The 16,885-nt window shown below is 67.6% G+C and carries 17 protein-coding genes; 7 read left to right on the plus strand and 10 right to left on the minus strand.

What is annotated here, in order from left to right:
* Positions 1 to 43: 43 nt before the first annotated feature.
* From ACTZWU_RS01060 to ACTZWU_RS01080, 5 genes are all read right to left on the minus strand, one after another.
* Positions 44 to 979, minus strand: a complete 936-nt coding sequence (locus ACTZWU_RS01060; protein WP_444735498.1) for a glucokinase — start codon at positions 977 to 979, stop codon at positions 44 to 46.
* A 12-nt stretch (positions 980 to 991) separates the two neighbouring features.
* Positions 992 to 2,098 (minus strand): ABC transporter ATP-binding protein, encoded by a 1,107-nt coding sequence (locus ACTZWU_RS01065; RefSeq protein WP_444735499.1) that lies wholly within the window; start codon positions 2,096 to 2,098, stop codon positions 992 to 994.
* A gap of 3 nt (positions 2,099 to 2,101) precedes the next feature.
* Positions 2,102 to 2,956: a carbohydrate ABC transporter permease gene (locus ACTZWU_RS01070; RefSeq protein WP_444735500.1), complete on the minus strand. Its 855-nt coding sequence runs from the start codon at positions 2,954 to 2,956 to the stop codon at positions 2,102 to 2,104.
* On the minus strand, positions 2,946 to 3,818 hold the full coding sequence (locus ACTZWU_RS01075; RefSeq protein ID WP_444735501.1) for a carbohydrate ABC transporter permease: 873 nt from the start codon (positions 3,816 to 3,818) through the stop codon (positions 2,946 to 2,948). Before ACTZWU_RS01075 ends, ACTZWU_RS01070 begins: the two co-directional genes overlap by 11 nt.
* A gap of 71 nt (positions 3,819 to 3,889) precedes the next feature.
* Entirely contained in the window at positions 3,890 to 5,131 is a 1,242-nt protein-coding gene (locus ACTZWU_RS01080) for an ABC transporter substrate-binding protein (RefSeq protein ID WP_444735502.1), read from the minus strand.
* Positions 5,132 to 5,313: 182 nt separating this feature from the next.
* Here ACTZWU_RS01080 and ACTZWU_RS01085 point away from each other — a divergent pair, with 182 nt between their 5' ends.
* The 4 genes from ACTZWU_RS01085 to ACTZWU_RS01100 all read left to right on the plus strand — a co-directional run bounded on the left by ACTZWU_RS01085 (position 5,314) and on the right by ACTZWU_RS01100 (position 8,363).
* Entirely contained in the window at positions 5,314 to 6,018 is a 705-nt protein-coding gene (locus tag ACTZWU_RS01085) for a response regulator transcription factor (RefSeq protein ID WP_444735503.1), read from the plus strand.
* Positions 6,011 to 7,417, plus strand: coding sequence for a sensor histidine kinase (locus ACTZWU_RS01090; protein WP_444735504.1), 1,407 nt, complete (start codon positions 6,011 to 6,013; stop codon positions 7,415 to 7,417). Before ACTZWU_RS01085 ends, ACTZWU_RS01090 begins: the two co-directional genes overlap by 8 nt.
* 87 nt (positions 7,418 to 7,504) lie before the next feature.
* Positions 7,505 to 7,933 carry a hypothetical protein gene (locus ACTZWU_RS01095; protein WP_444735505.1) on the plus strand — a complete coding sequence of 143 codons (429 nt, stop codon included), beginning with the start codon at positions 7,505 to 7,507 and terminating at the stop codon, positions 7,931 to 7,933.
* An 88-nt stretch (positions 7,934 to 8,021) separates the two neighbouring features.
* Positions 8,022 to 8,363: a DUF2853 family protein gene (locus ACTZWU_RS01100; protein WP_444735506.1), complete on the plus strand. Its 342-nt coding sequence runs from the start codon at positions 8,022 to 8,024 to the stop codon at positions 8,361 to 8,363.
* On the opposite strand, the gene ACTZWU_RS01105 is transcribed toward ACTZWU_RS01100, so the two are convergent.
* Positions 8,354 to 8,980: an enoyl-CoA hydratase/isomerase family protein gene (locus ACTZWU_RS01105; protein ID WP_444735507.1), complete on the minus strand. Its 627-nt coding sequence runs from the start codon at positions 8,978 to 8,980 to the stop codon at positions 8,354 to 8,356. The two genes, ACTZWU_RS01100 and ACTZWU_RS01105, sit on opposite strands and share 10 nt — an antisense overlap.
* 73 nt (positions 8,981 to 9,053) lie before the next feature.
* Here ACTZWU_RS01105 and ACTZWU_RS01110 point away from each other — a divergent pair, with 73 nt between their 5' ends.
* The 3 genes from ACTZWU_RS01110 (at position 9,054) to ACTZWU_RS01120 (ending at position 12,782) form a co-directional block, all read left to right on the plus strand.
* Positions 9,054 to 10,562: a DUF2125 domain-containing protein gene (locus tag ACTZWU_RS01110; protein ID WP_444735508.1), complete on the plus strand. Its 1,509-nt coding sequence runs from the start codon at positions 9,054 to 9,056 to the stop codon at positions 10,560 to 10,562.
* Positions 10,563 to 10,651: 89 nt separating this feature from the next.
* A complete protein-coding gene (locus ACTZWU_RS01115) occupies positions 10,652 to 12,016 on the plus strand; it encodes a TldD/PmbA family protein (protein WP_444735509.1) in 1,365 nt (454 codons plus the stop codon).
* Positions 12,003 to 12,782 (plus strand): inositol monophosphatase family protein, encoded by a 780-nt coding sequence (locus tag ACTZWU_RS01120; RefSeq protein ID WP_444735510.1) that lies wholly within the window; start codon positions 12,003 to 12,005, stop codon positions 12,780 to 12,782. Before ACTZWU_RS01115 ends, ACTZWU_RS01120 begins: the two co-directional genes overlap by 14 nt.
* Here ACTZWU_RS01120 and ACTZWU_RS01125 read toward each other — a convergent pair.
* The 4 genes from ACTZWU_RS01125 to ACTZWU_RS01140 are packed head-to-tail and all read right to left on the minus strand — an operon-like array spanning position 12,779 to position 16,857.
* Positions 12,779 to 13,411, minus strand: a complete 633-nt coding sequence (locus tag ACTZWU_RS01125; protein WP_444735511.1) for a PqiC family protein — start codon at positions 13,409 to 13,411, stop codon at positions 12,779 to 12,781. The genes ACTZWU_RS01120 and ACTZWU_RS01125 overlap by 4 nt on opposite strands.
* 1 nt (position 13,412) lies before the next feature.
* Positions 13,413 to 15,467: an MlaD family protein gene (locus tag ACTZWU_RS01130; protein WP_444735512.1), complete on the minus strand. Its 2,055-nt coding sequence runs from the start codon at positions 15,465 to 15,467 to the stop codon at positions 13,413 to 13,415.
* Positions 15,467 to 16,138 carry a paraquat-inducible protein A gene (locus ACTZWU_RS01135; RefSeq protein ID WP_444735513.1) on the minus strand — a complete coding sequence of 224 codons (672 nt, stop codon included), beginning with the start codon at positions 16,136 to 16,138 and terminating at the stop codon, positions 15,467 to 15,469. Before ACTZWU_RS01135 ends, ACTZWU_RS01130 begins: the two co-directional genes overlap by 1 nt.
* Positions 16,135 to 16,857 (minus strand): paraquat-inducible protein A, encoded by a 723-nt coding sequence (locus ACTZWU_RS01140; RefSeq protein ID WP_444735514.1) that lies wholly within the window; start codon positions 16,855 to 16,857, stop codon positions 16,135 to 16,137. The genes ACTZWU_RS01135 and ACTZWU_RS01140 overlap by 4 nt, the downstream gene beginning before the upstream one ends.
* Between the last annotated feature and the right edge of the window lie 28 nt (positions 16,858 to 16,885).

Below are 16,885 nucleotides of genomic sequence, written 5' to 3' on the forward strand. Positions count from 1 at the left end.
TCAACGGCGAAAAGGCGGCTTGTCGCTTAACGTTTGCGTTGCGTCAGCCCGGTTGGCTCAGCGCCGCCAGACAGCCATGCAGCGCCGCCATGTCGTCGCGGATCAGGAAAACCGGCGCGTTCTCGGGGATGTGGCGCATATGAGCCTCGGACAGGAAGGCCGGAGTGAAGCGGTCCATCCGCCCCGCGATGCTGCGCCCGACGCTGCCGGCAAGGAACAGCCCCTCCAGCGGCATGAAGCGCAGGGCCAGTTCGCGGCACAAAAGCCCGACCAGCTCGGCGAAGAAGTCATAGGTCTCGTTCGCGGCTGCGTCGCCCGCCTCGGCGGCGGCGGCGATCTCCTCGCTGCGGACGGGATCGGTTCCGGTCATCGCGGCATGCAGGCGCGACAGGCCGCGGCCCGCGAATGTCTCTTCGGTGGAAAAGAAACCCTGCGCCGCATCCGCGCCCACGCGGTCGATCAGGCGGGCCATGATGTTGGCGGGCAGGTGGGTGTGACCCTCTTCGGCCTCGAGCGCGGTGATCGCGCCACCGGGCAGCACGCGGACCGCGCAGACGTTGAAGCCCGTGCCCAGCCCCACGACCAGCGCCTGACCGTTGCGGGCGCGATCCTCAGCGGCGGGGCGCAGGACCGACAGGCCCTCGCCCTTCAGCGCGGGGGTCGCATAGCCAAGCGCGGTCAGATCGTTGATCAGCCGCACATGGTCGGCATCGGTTAGCCGCGCCAGGTTCTGTTCGTCAAAGGACCAGTCGCGGTTCGTCAGCGAGGCGCGACCCCCGCTGACCGGCCCGGCGACGGCGATGCAAAGCGACGAGATGTTGGGCTGGTGCTGCTGCGCCATGAATCGGCGCACGACATCGTCAAAGCTGGCGAAGTCGTCACCCTTGAAGCGCGTCACCGTCGTCTGGTCGATCACGCCGTTGCGCGCAATCGCCAGACGGGCATTGGTGCCGCCCACATCGCCCAGAAGCATCGCCATCGCCGGTCCCTTTCAGTTCAGCCTCTGGCCATCCTTAGGCGAGAAATACGACACTTTCGAGAGGTCGAATGCCAGCGGAAACGGCTTGCGTGCCTGAACCGCACTTTCCGCGCGCAGCCGCGCCGTGACCGGCTTGCCGCCCAGATGCGTGACCGCGAAAGTGTCGGCACCGGCCGGTTCGACGATCTCGATCAGGACATCGCCGCCCGCCCCTTGCGCCGTGCCGGGCAGGTGCGCATTGCCCGTCGCCTCGTGAATGTCCTCGGGGCGGACGCCCAGAACGATCTCGGCGGGCAGGTCGCGGGCCACGGGGTCGGTGATGACCAGAGGCGCATCGCCGGGGCGGTCGATCTCGATCCTTGTCTGCCCGCCCTCGGCGCGCGCGCGGGCCGGGATCAGGTTCATCGCCGGGCTGCCCATGAAATCGGCCACGAACATGTTGGCGGGCTTGTTGTAGATCTCGGCCGGTGTGCCGATCTGCTGGATCACGCCGCCCTTCATCACGACGATCTTGGTGGCCAGCGTCATCGCCTCGATCTGGTCATGGGTGACGTAGACGATCGACGCGTTCAGGTCCTGATGCAGCTTCTTGATCTCGGTGCGCATGGACACGCGCAGCTTGGCGTCAAGGTTCGACAAAGGCTCGTCGAAGAGGAACAGCGCCGGATCGCGCACCAGCGCCCGACCCATCGCGACACGCTGACGCTGGCCGCCCGACAGCTGGCCGGGCTTGCGGTTCAGCAGCGGCTCGATCTGCAACTGGCGCGCGACCTCGGCCAGCTTCTTGTCCTGCGTGGCCTTGTCGACGCCGCGCACCTTCATGCCAAAGGTGATGTTCTTGGCAACCGACATGGTCGGATAAAGCGCGTATGACTGGAACACCATGGCGATGTCGCGGTCCTTGGGGCTGACGCCCGTCACGTCGCGGTCGGCGATGCGGATCGTGCCGCCGGTGATCGGCTCAAGCCCCGCGATGCAGTTCAGCAGCGTGGACTTGCCGCAGCCCGACGGGCCGACCAGAACCAGAAAATCGCCCGGTTCGATCGCGATGTTGATGTCGTGCAGAATGTGGGTGTCGCCATAGGCTTTCTGCAGGTGGTCGATTTCGAGAATGGGCATGGCTTATCCCTTGACGCTGCCGGCGGTCAGGCCGCGGATGAAGTATTTGCCGGCGACGACATAGACCAGAAGCGTGGGCAGCGCGGCGATGATCGCGGCGGCCATGTCCACGTTGTAGGCTTTGACGCCGGTGGTGGAGTTGACGATGTTGTTCAGCGCCACGGTGACGGGCTGGCTGCCCGGCCCGCTGAACGACACGCCAAAGAGGAAGTCGTTCCAGATCTGGGTGAACTGCCAGATGACCGAGACGGTGATGATCGGCAGCGAGATCGGCAGGAAGATCGACCAGAAGATGCGGAAGAACCCCGCGCCATCGACCTTGGCCGCGCGGACCAGTTCCTGCGGAATGGTGACGTAGTAGTTGCGGAAGAACAGCGTGGTGAAGCCGATCCCGTAGATGACATGCACGAAGATCAGCCCCGGGATCGTCCCCGCGATCCCCATCAGGCCCAGCATCTGCGCCATCGGCAGCAGCACGACCTGGAAGGGGATGAAGCAGCCGAACAGGATCGCGGCAAAGAACAGGTTCGCGCCCCGGAACCGCCACTGGGCAAAGACATAGCCGTTCAGCGCACCCACCACGGTGGAAATCATGACGGCGGGCACGGCCATCAGCACGCTGTTCCAGAAGAAGGGCCGCAGCCCCTCGCATTTGGTGCCCGCACAGGCGGTGGACCAGGCCTCGGCCCAGGGGGCAAAGGTGATCTCGCGCGGCAGGGCCAGCAGGCTGCCGGTGCGGATTTCCTCCAGGCTTTTCAGCGAGGTGGTCAGCATCACGAACAGCGGCATCAGGTAGAAGGCCGCGAACAGGAACAGGATGCCGTAAAGGCCCCAACGCAAGACGGTGTTACTGGTCACGGCGCGGCCTCAATTCGCTGTAGAGATAGGGAACGACGATGGCGAAGATGACCATCATCATGATCATCGCGCTGGACGCCGCCTGACCCAGATCGCCGCGCGAGAAGGCCATCGCATACATATAGGTCGCGGGCAGGTCGGTGGCGTAGCCGGGGCCGCCTCCGGTCAGGGCGATGACCAGGTCGAAGGCCTTGATCGCCAGATGCGCCAGCACGATGAAGGCCGACAGGAAGATCGGCGCCATGGTCGGGATGATGATCGCGGAATAGATGCGGTGGGTCGGGATGCCGTCCACCTGGGCCGCGCGGATGATTTCCGTATCGACCGACCGCAGCCCGGCCAGGAACAGCGCCATCACGAAGCCCGAGGCCTGCCAGACGGCGGCCAGCACGATCGTGTAGATCGCCATCTCGGGGCGGATCAGCCAGTCAAAGGTGAAGTTCTCGAACCCCCAGCCGCGCACCATCTCCTGCACGCCCAGTCCGGGGTTGAGGATCCATTTCCACGCGGTACCGGTCACGATCAGCGACAGCGCCATCGGATAGAGGTAGATCGTCCGCAAGACGCCCTCGGCCCGGATCTTCTGGTCCAGAAAGATCGCCAGCGCGAGGCCGATGACCATCGAGATCACGATGAAAAGACCGCCGAATATGAACAGGTTGTTCATCGCCACGTCCCAGCGCGGCGCGGCGAAAAGGCGTTCATACTGGATGAAGCCGTCCAGTTCGTAGCGCGGCATCAGCCGCGAGCGGGTAAAGCTGATCCAGGCGGTCCAGGCGATGAAGCCGTAGACGAAGACCAGGATCGCCACGAAGGACGGCGCCAAGACCAGCTTGGGCACGTTGCGTTCAAGCCATTCCATGTCAGGCATCCCCAAAGAAAAAGCCCCGCGCCAAGGGCCGTTCGGCATGGCGCGGGGCAGTCGGGCCGGGATTACATCGCGTTGGCGACGGCGTCGGCCAGTTGCTGCACGGCGTCCTCGGACGACATGTCGCTGTTGAAATGCGCGGTCACGACATCGGTGATCGCACCGGCCTGCGCACCGCGCAGGGCCATTCCGTGGGCGTAGCTGGGCAGCAGCGAACCGTCCTCGGCGCCCGCATTCATCGCCTCGGCCGAGGCGACGGCGCAGCTGTCGAACTCGTCCAGGGCCACGTCGGTGCGCGCCGGGATCGAGCCCTTGTTCAGGTTGAAGGTCTTCTGGAAGTCCTCGCCCATGATCAGTTGCGCCAGAAGGGCCTGCCCCTGCTGCTTGTCGTCGCCGTCCACGTTGAAGAAGGCGAAGCTGTCCACGTTGTAGAGGAAACCGTTGCCCGGCGTCTGCGCGCAGACGAAATCGGTGCCCGGCTCTTTCCCGGCCGCCAGGAACTCGCCCTTGGCCCAGTCGCCCATGATCTGGAAGGCGGCCTCGCCGTTCATCACCATGGCGGTGGCCAGGTTCCAGTCGCGGCCCGAGAAGTTCGGATCGACATGGCCGCGGATCACGCGCATCTGGTCAAAGACCTGCTTCATCGTGTCCGAGGTCAGCGCCTCGGGGTCCAGATCGACCAGCGCCTGCTGGAAGAATTCCGGTCCGCCCAGACCCAGAACGACGGTCTCGAAAACGGTCGCGTCCTGCCAAGCCTGACCACCATGGGCCAGCGGCGTCACACCGGCGGCGGCCAGCTTTTCGGCGGCGGCGTTGAATTCGTCCCAGGTGGTCGGCATCTCGATGCCATGCTCGTCCAGGATCTGCTTGTTGCCCCAGATCCAGTTGACGCGGTGGACGTTCACCGGCGCGGCGCACCATTCGCCCTCGCACTTCATGTGCTCGGCGATCTGGGCGGGCAGGACATCGGCCCAGCCGTTTTCATCGGCGACGGCGCCGATATCGGCCAGACCGGTTTCCTCGTACCATTCCTGGATCGCGGGGCCCTTCAGCTGCACGGCGGTGGGCGCATTGCCCGACAGGACGCGGGCGCGCAGCGCGGTCATCGCTGCGTCGCCGCCACCACCCGCCACGGGCATGTCGGTCCAGGTGCCACCCTCGGCGGCGAACTGCTCCTGCAGGACGGCGACCGAGCGGGCCTCGCCGCCCGAGGTCCACCAATGCAGCACTTCGGCCTGCGGATTGGCCAGCACCGGGCCAGCCATCATCACGGCGGTCGAGGCCGCCAGAACGGTTTTCAGCTTCATGGATCCTCCCAGATCTTTCAGCGCAGGGACCTTGGCCCTGCCTGATGCGGAAGATGCCAAACAGCCGGGCATTCGCGCAATGCATGGCGGCCATGCACCGGGCAGATTTCAAGACACTTCGTTACAAACTGTTACGAAACCCGCCACGACCCTGCTATGACGATCCGCCGAGGGGGAACCGCATGAGCCTGCACCGTCTGCTGCTGGTCGAGGATGATGCCGACATGGCTGCCATGCTGGCGGCCTATCTGCAACGTCAGGGCCTGCATGTCACGCTGGCCGACAGCCGCGCGGGCGCGCTGGCGGCGCTGAAATCGGGGCGCGTCGATCTGATCCTGCTGGACGTGTCCCTGGGCGAGGATGACGGCGTCGCCCTGTGCGCCGAGATCCGTGCCGCGCAGGACGTGCCGATCATCATGGTCAGCGCCTTGTCGGCCGATCATCAGCGCATGGCCGGATACGAGGTCGGCGCTGATGATTACATCGCCAAGCCCTTCAACCCCGACCTGCTGCTGGCACGCATCCGGGCGGTTCTGCGCCGGGCGGGCAGGGCGCCCAGCCTGATCCACCGCCGCCGCGACAGCGTGCTGCGCTTCGGCGGCTGGCGCTATGACGCCCGCCGCGACGAGGTGACGGCGCCGGGCGGCTGGCAGGTCACGCTGTCCGCGCGCGAGACCGCCTTGCTGCGCGTCTTTCTGGCCAATCCGCTGATCCCCCTGACGCGCGAGGAAATCGCCGCCGCACTGGACGATGACGAGGCCGCCGAGGGCCGCGCCATCGACATGCTGGTCGGACGCCTGCGGCAAAAGACCGATGCCGCGCTGATCCGCACCGAACGGGGGCTGGGCTATGTGCTGGCCGCCGAGGTGACGCGCAAGGATGATTAGGCGCCCCAGTCTCAGGGTTCTGGCCAGCCTCTGGGTGGTGCTGGCGATGCTGGCCGGGGCGGGCGCGGCCTGGCTCTGGTCCGCCAGCGAGGCCGCGTGGCGCGACCACCTGTCGCGCGCCTATGTGACCGGGCTGGCGCTGCATGACAGCCTGCTGAATGGCGGCCCGACGCCCCTGGGCACGACGCTGACCCCGCTGCGCGAGCCGCCGCCCCTTGCGCCCGGCTGGCACGAAACCGTGCTGGCGCTGACCGGCGGCGGGCGGCCCGACCTGTCGCAGGGGCTGCGCCTGTCGATCCGCGTGCATTCGCCCGACATTCAATATCCGGTCTCGCGGGTGGAAAGCCTTGGCGGAACGGGGCAGGCGGCGGGTCTGGCATCGGTCACGCGGACGCTGGCGCAATTCTGCAGCCAGCCGCAGCTTTACCTTCAATCCGGCTCTGGCCCCTGGGTCAGGGTCGAGGGCGCGGCGATTTGGGGCTGTGACGCGGCGCCCTCTGACAGGCGCCTCTTGGCCGGGGCGGTGGCGATCGGCGCCTTGGCCGCTTTGCTGGGTTGGGTGGCCGAGGTGTCGGGCGCCTTCACCGCATTCGCCGCGGCCTTGCGCGATCACCGGGCGCGCAACGCGGCGCTGCCCGTCGGCGGGGTCGAGGAACTGCGCCAGACCGCCGAGGCCGTGAACGCCTATGTCGCGCAGGACCGCGCGGCGCTGGAAAACCGCGCATTGGTCCTGTCGGGCGTCAGCCACGATCTGGGCACGCCCGCCACCCGCCTGCGCCTGCGCAGCGCCCTGATCGAGGACGAGGCCCTGCGCGCCCGGCTGGAACATGACATCGACGAGATGACCAGCATGATCGACGGCGTGCTGACCTATACCCGCGCCGAGATCGGGGCCGAGCCGTTCCGCCAGATCTCGCTGACCTCGCTGGTCGAGGCGGTCGTGGCCGATTACCAGGATGTCGGCCTGCCGGTGACGCTGCGCCTTGCGCCGCCGCGCAGCGCGCAGGCGGGCACGCTGTTCGCCCGCGCCATCACCCGGCCCCTGGTCGAGAACCCGGCGATCCTGATGCGCGCGCAGCCGACCTCGATCCGGCGGGCGCTGACGAACCTCATCGACAACGCGCTGAAATACGGCCGTTCCGCCGATGTCACGCTGGAGGCCGATGCCGACGATGCCCGGATCAGCGTGATCGATCGCGGCTCGGCGCTGTCCGATACGGACCTTGCCCGGCTGACCGGCGCCTTCCAGCGCGGCGAGAATGCCGAGGGCGCAAGCGGGGTCGGTCTGGGCCTTGCCATCGTCTCGACCGTGGCGGCGCAGCATGGCGGTCGGCTTGAGTTTCTGCGCGATGCCCAGGGGCTGGTCGCGCGCCTGCATCTGTGCCGCAACTGGGCGTGACTGACCTTACGTCACCGGAACTGCCTTTCGGGCCCTTGCGTTTTTCGGCTGTCAACCCTGACCGAACGGAAACAGAAAGGCCAGACCATGAACCGCATCGCCAACCGCATCGCCCGCCTCGGACTGGCCGGCAGCGTCGCGCTGCTGTCGGTCCTGCCCGCCGCCGCCACGGCAAGCCCTGGAGGCCCGGTCGAAAGCTGGTCCGCCATGGCCGACATCCCCGCCCCCGACCTGCGGCGTCTGGTCGAGAACATGCCCGTCTCGGCCGAAGCCACCCAGGACCAGCCCTATTGCGCCAGCGACGACGAGATCGCCTTTACCCTGCGCCATGACTTCGCCGAGGAGGTGATCGTCACGGCGGGCGCCGCAGGGACCGAGCTTTGGGCCTCGGACATCTTGGGCACCTGGAGCGTGGTGGCACCTCGCGCCGACGATACCAGCTGCATCATCGCGTCGGGCGTCGGCTACTCGACCGACCGCGAGGCCGAGATGTATTATAGCAGCCTTGGCTTCTGAGCGCCTTCGTTGTCGCGACATCTTTTTTCTTGATTGAATGGCGGACCTGCGCAACCGTAGCCCGGTGTTTCTTTGCAGGAGTGCGCCAATGGGCAAGCGTGATGATCTTATTGCGAAATACGCCAAGGATATTCAGGACAAGCTGGGCCAAAGCCCCGACATGGACCTTCTTCGCAAGGTCACGATCGGCTGCGGGCCGTCGATCTACAACGCCGATGGCGAGACCGTCGCCGCCAGCGACAAGGCCGAGGTCGAGCGCATCCGCGACAGCTACCTGAAAAAGAAACTGGGCCTGCCGGACGGCCCCGATCTGGATGCCGCCATTGCCAAGGTGCTGGACGCCTATGGCAGTTCGAACCGCAACAAGTATCGCGCGGTCGTCTATTACATGCTCTGCCGCCATTTCGGCAAGGAAGCCGCCTATAGCTGAGCCAGTCGTGCCTTGAGCGCCGCGACATGATCGACCGAGGCCGACAGCGCGGCCGCCGCCACGTCCTGCGCGGCGGCCAGCAGGACCTCGCGGTCGTGGATGCGGTCGATCAGACCCCATGACAGCGCCTCGTCGCTGGCGATCCGGGCGCCGCCCATCAGGATCAGGCGCGCCCGCGACGGACCGATCAGCGCCGCCAGCCGCTCGGGGTCGCCTTGTGGCGGCTGGTAGCCCAGACGCATGACCGGATAGAAGAACTGCGCTTCGGGGACGGCCAGCCGGATGTCGCAGGCCAGACCCATCCCGAAAGAGCCGCCCGCCATCGTGCCGTTCAGCGCCGCGATGGTCAGGCAGGGCATCGTCGCCACACGCCCCGACAGGGCCGCCCAGACATCAGACTGCGCCAGCCCCGCACGCGCGGCATCCAGATCGGCGCCCGCGGAAAAGACCTTGCCGGTTCCGGTCAGGATCACGGCCTTGACGCGCTCGGCCTCGGCCCGGTCGAAGGCGTCGATCAGGGCACGCAGCATCTCTTCGGTCAGGGCATTGGCCTTGCCGGGGCGGTCAATGGTGATCAGCGTCATTTCGCCGCCGGCCAGACGCGTGCTGCCGATCATGCCCTGCCTCTTTCCCTTTGGCCCTGCCTGTGCCAGAAATCATGTCGAATTTGTCTTTCGAAAGGTATCAGCCATGTTTCGTCCCATTGCAACATCGGCGCTTGCGCTGATCCTTGGGGCCGGCGCGGCCCTTGCCGATCTTACCCCGGCCGATGTCTGGGCCAATATCGAACGCAGCCTTGCGGATTCCGGCACGCTGGTCGAAATCGGCGACCGCGACGAAAGCGCCGACCGTCTGGTTCTTGAAAACGTCTCGCTCAGCGCCCCGCCCGAGGCCGAGGGCAGCTTTGTCATGACGATGCCCCGCATGATCTTCGAGGATGCGGGCGGCGGTCAGGTCCGCTCGACCATCGAGGGCGACATGACCATGACCGGCCGCTTCACCGATCCGTCGGGCGAAGAGGGCGGCATGGATCTGGTCCTCCAGATGCCGGGCAACCAGACCCTGTCCAGCGGCAGCGTCGAGGACATGCGCCATGTCTCGACCGTGCCGGAACTGCGACTGACCGGCACCACGATTGATCTGGACGGCCAGACGCCGCTGGTCCTGACCATGACCGGATTGCAGGGCAGCCAGGCGATCCGCCTGCGCGAGACGGGGGGCAACGAACAGGATTTCAGCTTCACCGCCGACAGCACCGACCTGACCTTTGCCGCCGCCCAGCCTGAAGGCGTTGACGTTCCGGCACAGAACGTCGAGGCCCGCCTGCGGATCGAGTCGCTGGACATGACCGGGACCGGCTTCACCCCCGGCGACGGGACCAGCATGGATGCCGATCCCTCGGCGGCCTTGCGCGCGGGGATGATGGCGGATGTGGCCTTCACCACGGGCGCGATCACCGGCAGCTTTGCCAGCGACGGCACCAACGACTTCGGAGAGCCCGAACAGGGCAGCGGCAGTTTCGCCTCGGCCAGCAGCGAATTCAACGTGAAGCTCTCGGCCGAAGGGCTGGAGATCGGCGGCGGCGGCACCGGCATGTCCGTCTCGGCCGAGGACCCTGCGATGGGCATGACCATGTCCTATGACATCGCCGAGGCCGCCATTCGGGTCGCGATGCCGCTTCTGGCCAGCGACCAGCCGCAGCCCTTCGCGCTGCGCTATGTACTGGACCAGATGACGCTGGACGATTCGCTCTGGGCGATGTTCGACCCCGAGGGGCAGATGCCCCGCGACCCGGCCAGCCTGAACATCGATGTGGACGGCAAGCTGATGCTGACCGCCGATCTGATGGACGCCGATCAGCAGATGGCCGACACGCCGCCCATGATGCCGCTCAGCCTGAACGTGAACCGCATCGCGGTCGCCGCCGTCGGCGCCACGGCCGAGGTGACCGGCGCGCTGACCTTTGGAGACGACCCGACCATGCCCGAGGGCCGCATGACCGGCGACTTCAACGGCGTGAACACGCTGCTGGATACGCTGGTCGCGATGGGCGTCGTCCCTCAGGATCAGGTCATGGGGGCGCGGATGATGATGGCCATGTTCGCCCGCCCGGTCGATGGCGACCAGGACCGCCTGCGGACCGAGATGGAGTTCCGGCAGGACGGCTCGATCTTTGCGAACGGCCAGCAGGTCAAATGACCCGCATCCCCTGATAACGGACCGGCCGGGGCGACCAACCCCGGCCTTTTTTCGTCAACGCGCCCCAGAACCGGACCCGAGCCTCCACCATGACGATCCAGACCCCCGACCGTGACCGCCTTCGCCGCCTTGCCGAGACCCTGATCGAGGTCGCACAACGCGCCGGCGCCGATCAGGCCGATGCGCTGGCGGTGGATGGCCGTTCGGTCAGCATCGACGTGCGGGCCGGGGCGCTGGAACAGGCCGAACGGGCCGAGGGGCTGGAAATCGGCCTGCGCGTGCTGATCGGCGGGCGGCAGGCGGCGGTCTCGTCCTCGGACCACAGCGCCGAGGCGATCGCCCGGATGGCCGAACGCGCCGTCGCCATGGCGCGCGAGGCGCCGGTGGACGACACGCTCGGTCTGGCCGATCCCGACCAGCTGTCACCCCGCCGCGATGCCGAAGGGCTGGAACTGGCCGAGAACGCGCCCGAACCCGAACCCGCCGGATTGCAGGACATGGCCCTGCGCGCCGAGGCCGCGGCACTGGCGGTTCGCGGCATAAGCCAGGTCGAAAGCGCCAATTCCAGCTACAGCCGCCGCCGGATGTGGCTGGCGGCCTCGAACGGGTTTTCGGGCGGCTATGCGCGGACCGGCCATGCTCTGTCGGTCGTGTCCATCACCGGCGAGGGGCTGGGGATGGAGCGCGACTATGCAGGCGAATCCCGCACCTTCGCCGCCGACCTTCCCCAACCCGAGGATATCGGCCTCTTGGCCGCCGAACGCACGCTGGCGCGGGCAGGCGCGAAAAAGCCGCCCACCGGCGCCTTTCCGATCCTCTACGATGTGCGGGTCGCGGGATCGCTGATCGGGCATCTGCTGTCGGCGGTGAACGGCAGCGCCATCGCGCGGGGCGCAAGCTGGCTGCGCCGCGATCTGGGCGAGGCGATCCTGCCCAACGGCATGGACCTGATCGAGGACCCGCTGCGTCCGCGCTATGCCTCCTCGCGGCCTTTCGATGCCGAGGGGCTGCCGACGCAGCGCCGCGCCATCGTTGAAAACGGCGTGCTGAAGGGCTGGACGCTGGATCTGGCATCCGCGCGCAAGCTGGGCATGGCCAGCACCGGATCGGCGGCGCGCGGCCTGGCCTCGTCCCCCTCGCCCAGCCATTCCAACGTGATCCTGACACCGGGGCAGGGGGACCAGCAGGCGCTGATCGCGCAGATGGGGCGCGGGCTGATCGTGACCTCGATGCTGGGCGCATCGATCAACCCGACGACCGGCGATTACTCGCGCGGGGCGGCGGGGTTCTGGGTCGAGAACGGTCAGATCGCCTATCCAGTGAACGAATGCACCATCGCGGGCAATCTGCGCGACATGCTGCGCGGCATGATCGCCGCCGATGACGCGCTGCCCTGGCGCGGGGTCGAGGTTCCCAGCCTGTTGGTCGAGGGCATGACGCTTGCCGGCGCCTGAGACTGATCTGGCCCTTTTGGCCGAGGCCGCCGAACAGGCGGGCCGGATCGCGCTTGGCTATTGGCGGCGAGACCCCAAGGCCTGGGACAAGGGCGACGGCGCAGGCCCCGTGACCGAGGCCGATCTGGCCGTGAACGACGCGCTTGCGGCCCGGCTGATGGGCGCGCGCCCCGGCTATGGCTGGCTTTCCGAGGAATCCGAGGCCGACCCGGCGCGGCTGGACGCCGAGCATTGCTTCATCATAGACCCGATCGACGGCACCCGCGCCTTCATCGACGGGCAGGACGGTTTCGCCCATTCGCTGGCTGTGGCGCGCGGCGAACGGATCGTCGCGGCGGTGGTCCATCTGCCCGCGCAGGGCCTGACCTACACCGCGCGCGAGGACGGCCCCGCACTGCTGAACGGCCAGCCGCTGAGGCCTTCGAATGCCGGGATAGACGGCGCGCGGGTGCTGACCTATCGCGCCGTGACCGAGGCCGAAAACTGGCGCGCCGGCATCGTGCCGCCCTTCCGGCGCGAATTCCGGTCCTCGCTGGCCTGGCGGCTGTGCCTTGCGGCCGAGGGGCGGTTCGACGCTGCCCTGTCGCTGCGGGCGGCCTGGGAATGGGACATTGCCGCAGGCGCGCTGATCGCGGAACGCGCGGGCGCGCGCGTCAGCGACCGGCGCGGCGGCGCCATGCGCTTCAACAGCCCGCGCGCGATGGTGGACGGGCTGATCGTTGCCGGCCCCCGCCTGCATGGCGCCTTGCTGGAGGCGCTGGCCTAGAACAGCGGCGGCAGCGCGAACGGGTCACTGGCCGAGGGCGCGCTGGTCGCGATGGTGCTGCCCGGCCCGGACAGGGTGGCTATCTGCTGGGCCAGAACCGCGATGGCCTGACTTTGCGCGGCAGCCGTCGCTGCGGGCGACTGCGCGGCCATCGGCACGCTGATGTCGAAGCTGCGCGCATGGTTCGCGCCACCGCCCGCGCTATCGGCGACGAAATAGCGACCGCTCAGACGATAGATGCCGTTGGCCTGCGCCAGAGCACGTTCGACGCGCACCTCGACCTCGCGGCGGGGGGGTTCGGCCAGGGGCCAGGGCTCTCCGATCACGGTCGCGCCCGACACGTCGGTGATCGCGCGGGCAAGAACCGTGGTGAAGGCCCGGTTGGGGCTGTCGGCCCAGACATTGTCCGGGTTCGACCGCACGGCGCCATCGGCGGTCTGGAACGCGACCTCTTGATCCGAGGCATATTGCGGCAGCACCACATCTTTCAACACCGCCGAGCCCAGCCGGTTCGGCACCTGAATCCCCGCCGTGGGCGGGTCGATCAGGTGGCGCGCGGTCTTTTCCGGGTTGGAGCAGGCGCCAAGCGCCAGCAGCGCGGCAGGGATCAGGGCAAGGGCTTTGGTCATGTCAACGTCCCAGAATGAAGGCGCGGGGGTTACGTTCGATCATCCGCGCCAGTGACCCGAAAGCCTCGGTCGCGCGGCGCAATTCGCGCAGGGTGCCGATGACCTCGTTGTTGAAGGCCGACCGGTCGCCATAGCTGGTCAGGACACCATCCGCCCGCGTGGCGGCGACCTGAAGGCGCTGGATCAGCTGCGGCAGTTGCTGGACCGAGGCGGCGATCTCGTCCGCCGCGGTGCTGGCCGAACGCAGCGCGTTGTTCAGGTTGCCCGCCGCATTTCCGTCGCGCAGGTCGTTCAGCAGGCCGGTCGCGGCCTCAAGCGTGTTCGACAGGTTGCGCGGCAGCTGTTCGGCATCCTCGCTGCCCAGCATGGCGCGCAGATCAGCCAGAATCCCCTCGACCTGGGCGCTGACCTCGGCAAAGCCGAATTCCTCGACCGCAGAGGCAGCGGCGTCGATCCGGTCCACCATCTCGGGGACATCGGCGGCGGCTTCTGACACCGCCTGGAACGCGGCCGAGGCATCTTCCAGCGCCTGGGCCAGCGTCTCGCCGCTGTTGTTCTCGCGCAGTTGCGCGGTGATCGCTGACAGGTCGGACAGGGCAAGACGGCCATCCTCGATCGCCTCGCGCAGGGCGGTGGGGATGGCGCGGGTGTCCTGATCGCTGGTGATCGCGGTGATGCTGTCCAGCATGTCGCGGGCCGAATTCATCAATTCCTCGATCGGCAGGCGGCCGATGCGTTCGATGAAGCCCTGCGCGCTGGCCGAGAAATCCTCGAGATCGCCCTCGACCGAGGGGATCAGCGGGTTGGGCTGGGCGTCAAGATCCATCGTTGCCGGGGGCGCGTCGGGTATCTCGGCCAGTTCGACGATCAGCGAGGTGCCAAGGAAACCGGCGCTGGCGACGCGGGCGCGCAGCCCGTCCTCGACCGCCGAGGTCAGGAAGGTCAGCGCATCGGCCGGGTCGGCATCGTCGTCCAGACCCAGACGGCCGGGCCGGATCGCCAGCGTCACAAGCTGGCGCAGTTCGGGGCGCCCGCCCGGGCCTTCGGTGGTGATGACCGCCAGGTCGTTCACCTGACCCACGCGCAGGCCCTGGAACTGCACATCGGCGCCGCGTGTCAGGCCGCGCAGGGAATCGTCGATGATCATGCCCAGCATCAGGGGCTGGCTGTCATCCTCGGCGCTGAACAGCAGGTTGCGGGCCGTGCCCTCGTCGGGCTGGACGGTAAAGACCTGCTGCGGCTCGACCGGGCGGCCACCGCTGGCCAGAGTGTCAAAGGCGACCCCGCCCTGAAGGATCGAGGCCAGCGAGTTCACGTCGAATGACAGACCCTGCGCGCCAAGCGACAGCGAAAAGCCGGACGTGTCCCAGAACACCGTCGCGCTGGTCAGTCGGCCATCATGGGGCGCCTCGACGAAGGCATCGGCCAGCACCCGGTCCGAGCCGGGATCCAGGCGGATATTTTCGATCCGGCCCACGGCGACGCCCCGGAACAGGACGGGCGCGCCCTCGTTCAGGCCGTCGGCCTCGTCCATGGCCAGCGTGACCCAGGTGCCGGGCTGGTCGTTGCGGATCAGGGGCGGGCGGTCCAGCCCGACGAAGCGGGTCGCGGGTTCGCTGACATCGGCGTCCCAATACCCCTCGATGAAGGCGCCGGTCAGGACCGTGTCCAGCCGCGTGACGCCCTGCGCCGTGACCTGAGGGCGCACGATCCAGAAACTGGCCTCGTCGTCGATATATTCCGCGATGTCGCGGTTGATGCGGACATCGACCACCACCCGACTGAGATCGGCGGTGAATTGCACGGCCTCGACCCGGCCCACGATGATCTCGCGGAAGCGCAGCGTCGTCTCGCCCGCAGTGATGCCGGTGGCGTCCGCGAATTCGATCTGGATCAGGCTGCCCCGGTCGCGGAACGCGTTCCAGGCGATGCCAAGCGTGACGACCAGCGCGACGATGGGGACCAGCCAGATCACGTTGACCCCGGCCTGCGCTGCGCGGGCGGCCGTCTTGCGGACCGGGCTGGCCGGTTTCAGGGGCGGGGGGGTGTCGGTCATCATTCGGTCCTGTCGGTGGCGGTTCGGCTGCGCAGCGGCAGGCCGCGCCAGATCAGCCGCGCGTCAAAGCTTTGCGCGGAAAGCATCGTGAAGGCAACCGACAGGGCGAAGGACACCGCCGCCGGGCCGGGCTTGATCGAGGCGACGAAGCCAAGCTGCACCAAAGCCGACAGGATCGCCACGACGAAGACGTCGATCATCGACCAGCGGCCGATGAATTCGACGACCTCGTAGACTTTCAGCCGCGTATGCGCCTGATCGACATTGGCCGGGCGCCCGGCGACCACCGCCAGCCAGGCGATGGCGATGAACTTGCCCACCGGCACGATGATCGAGGCCACAAAGACGATGACCGCGATGTCCCAGCTGCCGTAATGGATCAGCTCGACCACGCCGCCGAGGATCGTGGCTTCGGAATTGCCCGCCAGCCCGGCAAAGGTCTGGGTGCTCATCATCGGAAAGACGTTGGCGGGGATATAGGCGATCAGCCCCGCGATCAGCCAGGCCCAGACGGCTTGCAGGCCGCGCCGGTCGGGCGGCACCAGTTCGGCCCCGCAGCGGTGGCAATGGGTTTCGTCCTGCGGCCAGACGCGCCCGCAGGACCGGCAGCCGATCAGGCCCGCGCGGTGGGCGGTCAGGACCGGCGATTGCGGCTCGGTGGGCGCGCTCATGCACCGGCCTGCGGATCGGCAAGGTTGGCAGGGCGCTGCGCCTCGGCCGGGGGGCCTTCGGGGTCGCGGTCATCGACGGATTGGCCCGATTGCTCGATCGCGTCCCAGATCGAGGTGCGGCACATGAAGGACCGGCTTGCAACGTTGACGAAGATCAGCGCGCAGAAGGCCCAGAAGGCCGGCCCCAGATGCACCGAGGCCAGACCCGCGACCTTGACCAGCGCGACGGCGGTGCCGATCACGAAGATCTCGGCCATGGACCAGGGGCGCAGCGCTTCCGACCAGCGGAACGCCGTGGCGGCGTGGCGGTGGGGCGGGCGACCCTGCGCCAGCGGGACCAGCGTATAGACCAGCAGGAACGCCCGCGCGATGGGCAGGCCGATGATCATGGCCAGAACGGCGACGACCAGCGGCAGCAGCACGCCGTCGGCAAAGGCCAGAGCCACGTCGAAAAGTGAGCTGGCATTGCCGAAGCCAAGTGTCGAAACTTCGAGGAAGGGAAAGAACACCGCCCCGATCAGCAGCACCATCGAGGTGAAGGCCAGTGCGATCAGCTGACCGAAGGCGCCCTCGCGCGGTTTGGCCAGCACATGGCCGCAGCGGATGCAGCGCGCGGTCTCTCCCGGGGCCATCTCCTCGCGCAGATGCAGCGCATCGCAGCTGGGACAGGCGATCAGGCCACGGCCGGTCGCAAGATCATATGATGGTTCGGCGCTCATTGCTGAAAGATAGGCCTGTTGCGGACCG

It is taken from the genome of Paracoccus sp. NSM (assembly GCF_052379855.1).
Lineage (GTDB): Bacteria > Pseudomonadota > Alphaproteobacteria > Rhodobacterales > Rhodobacteraceae > Paracoccus.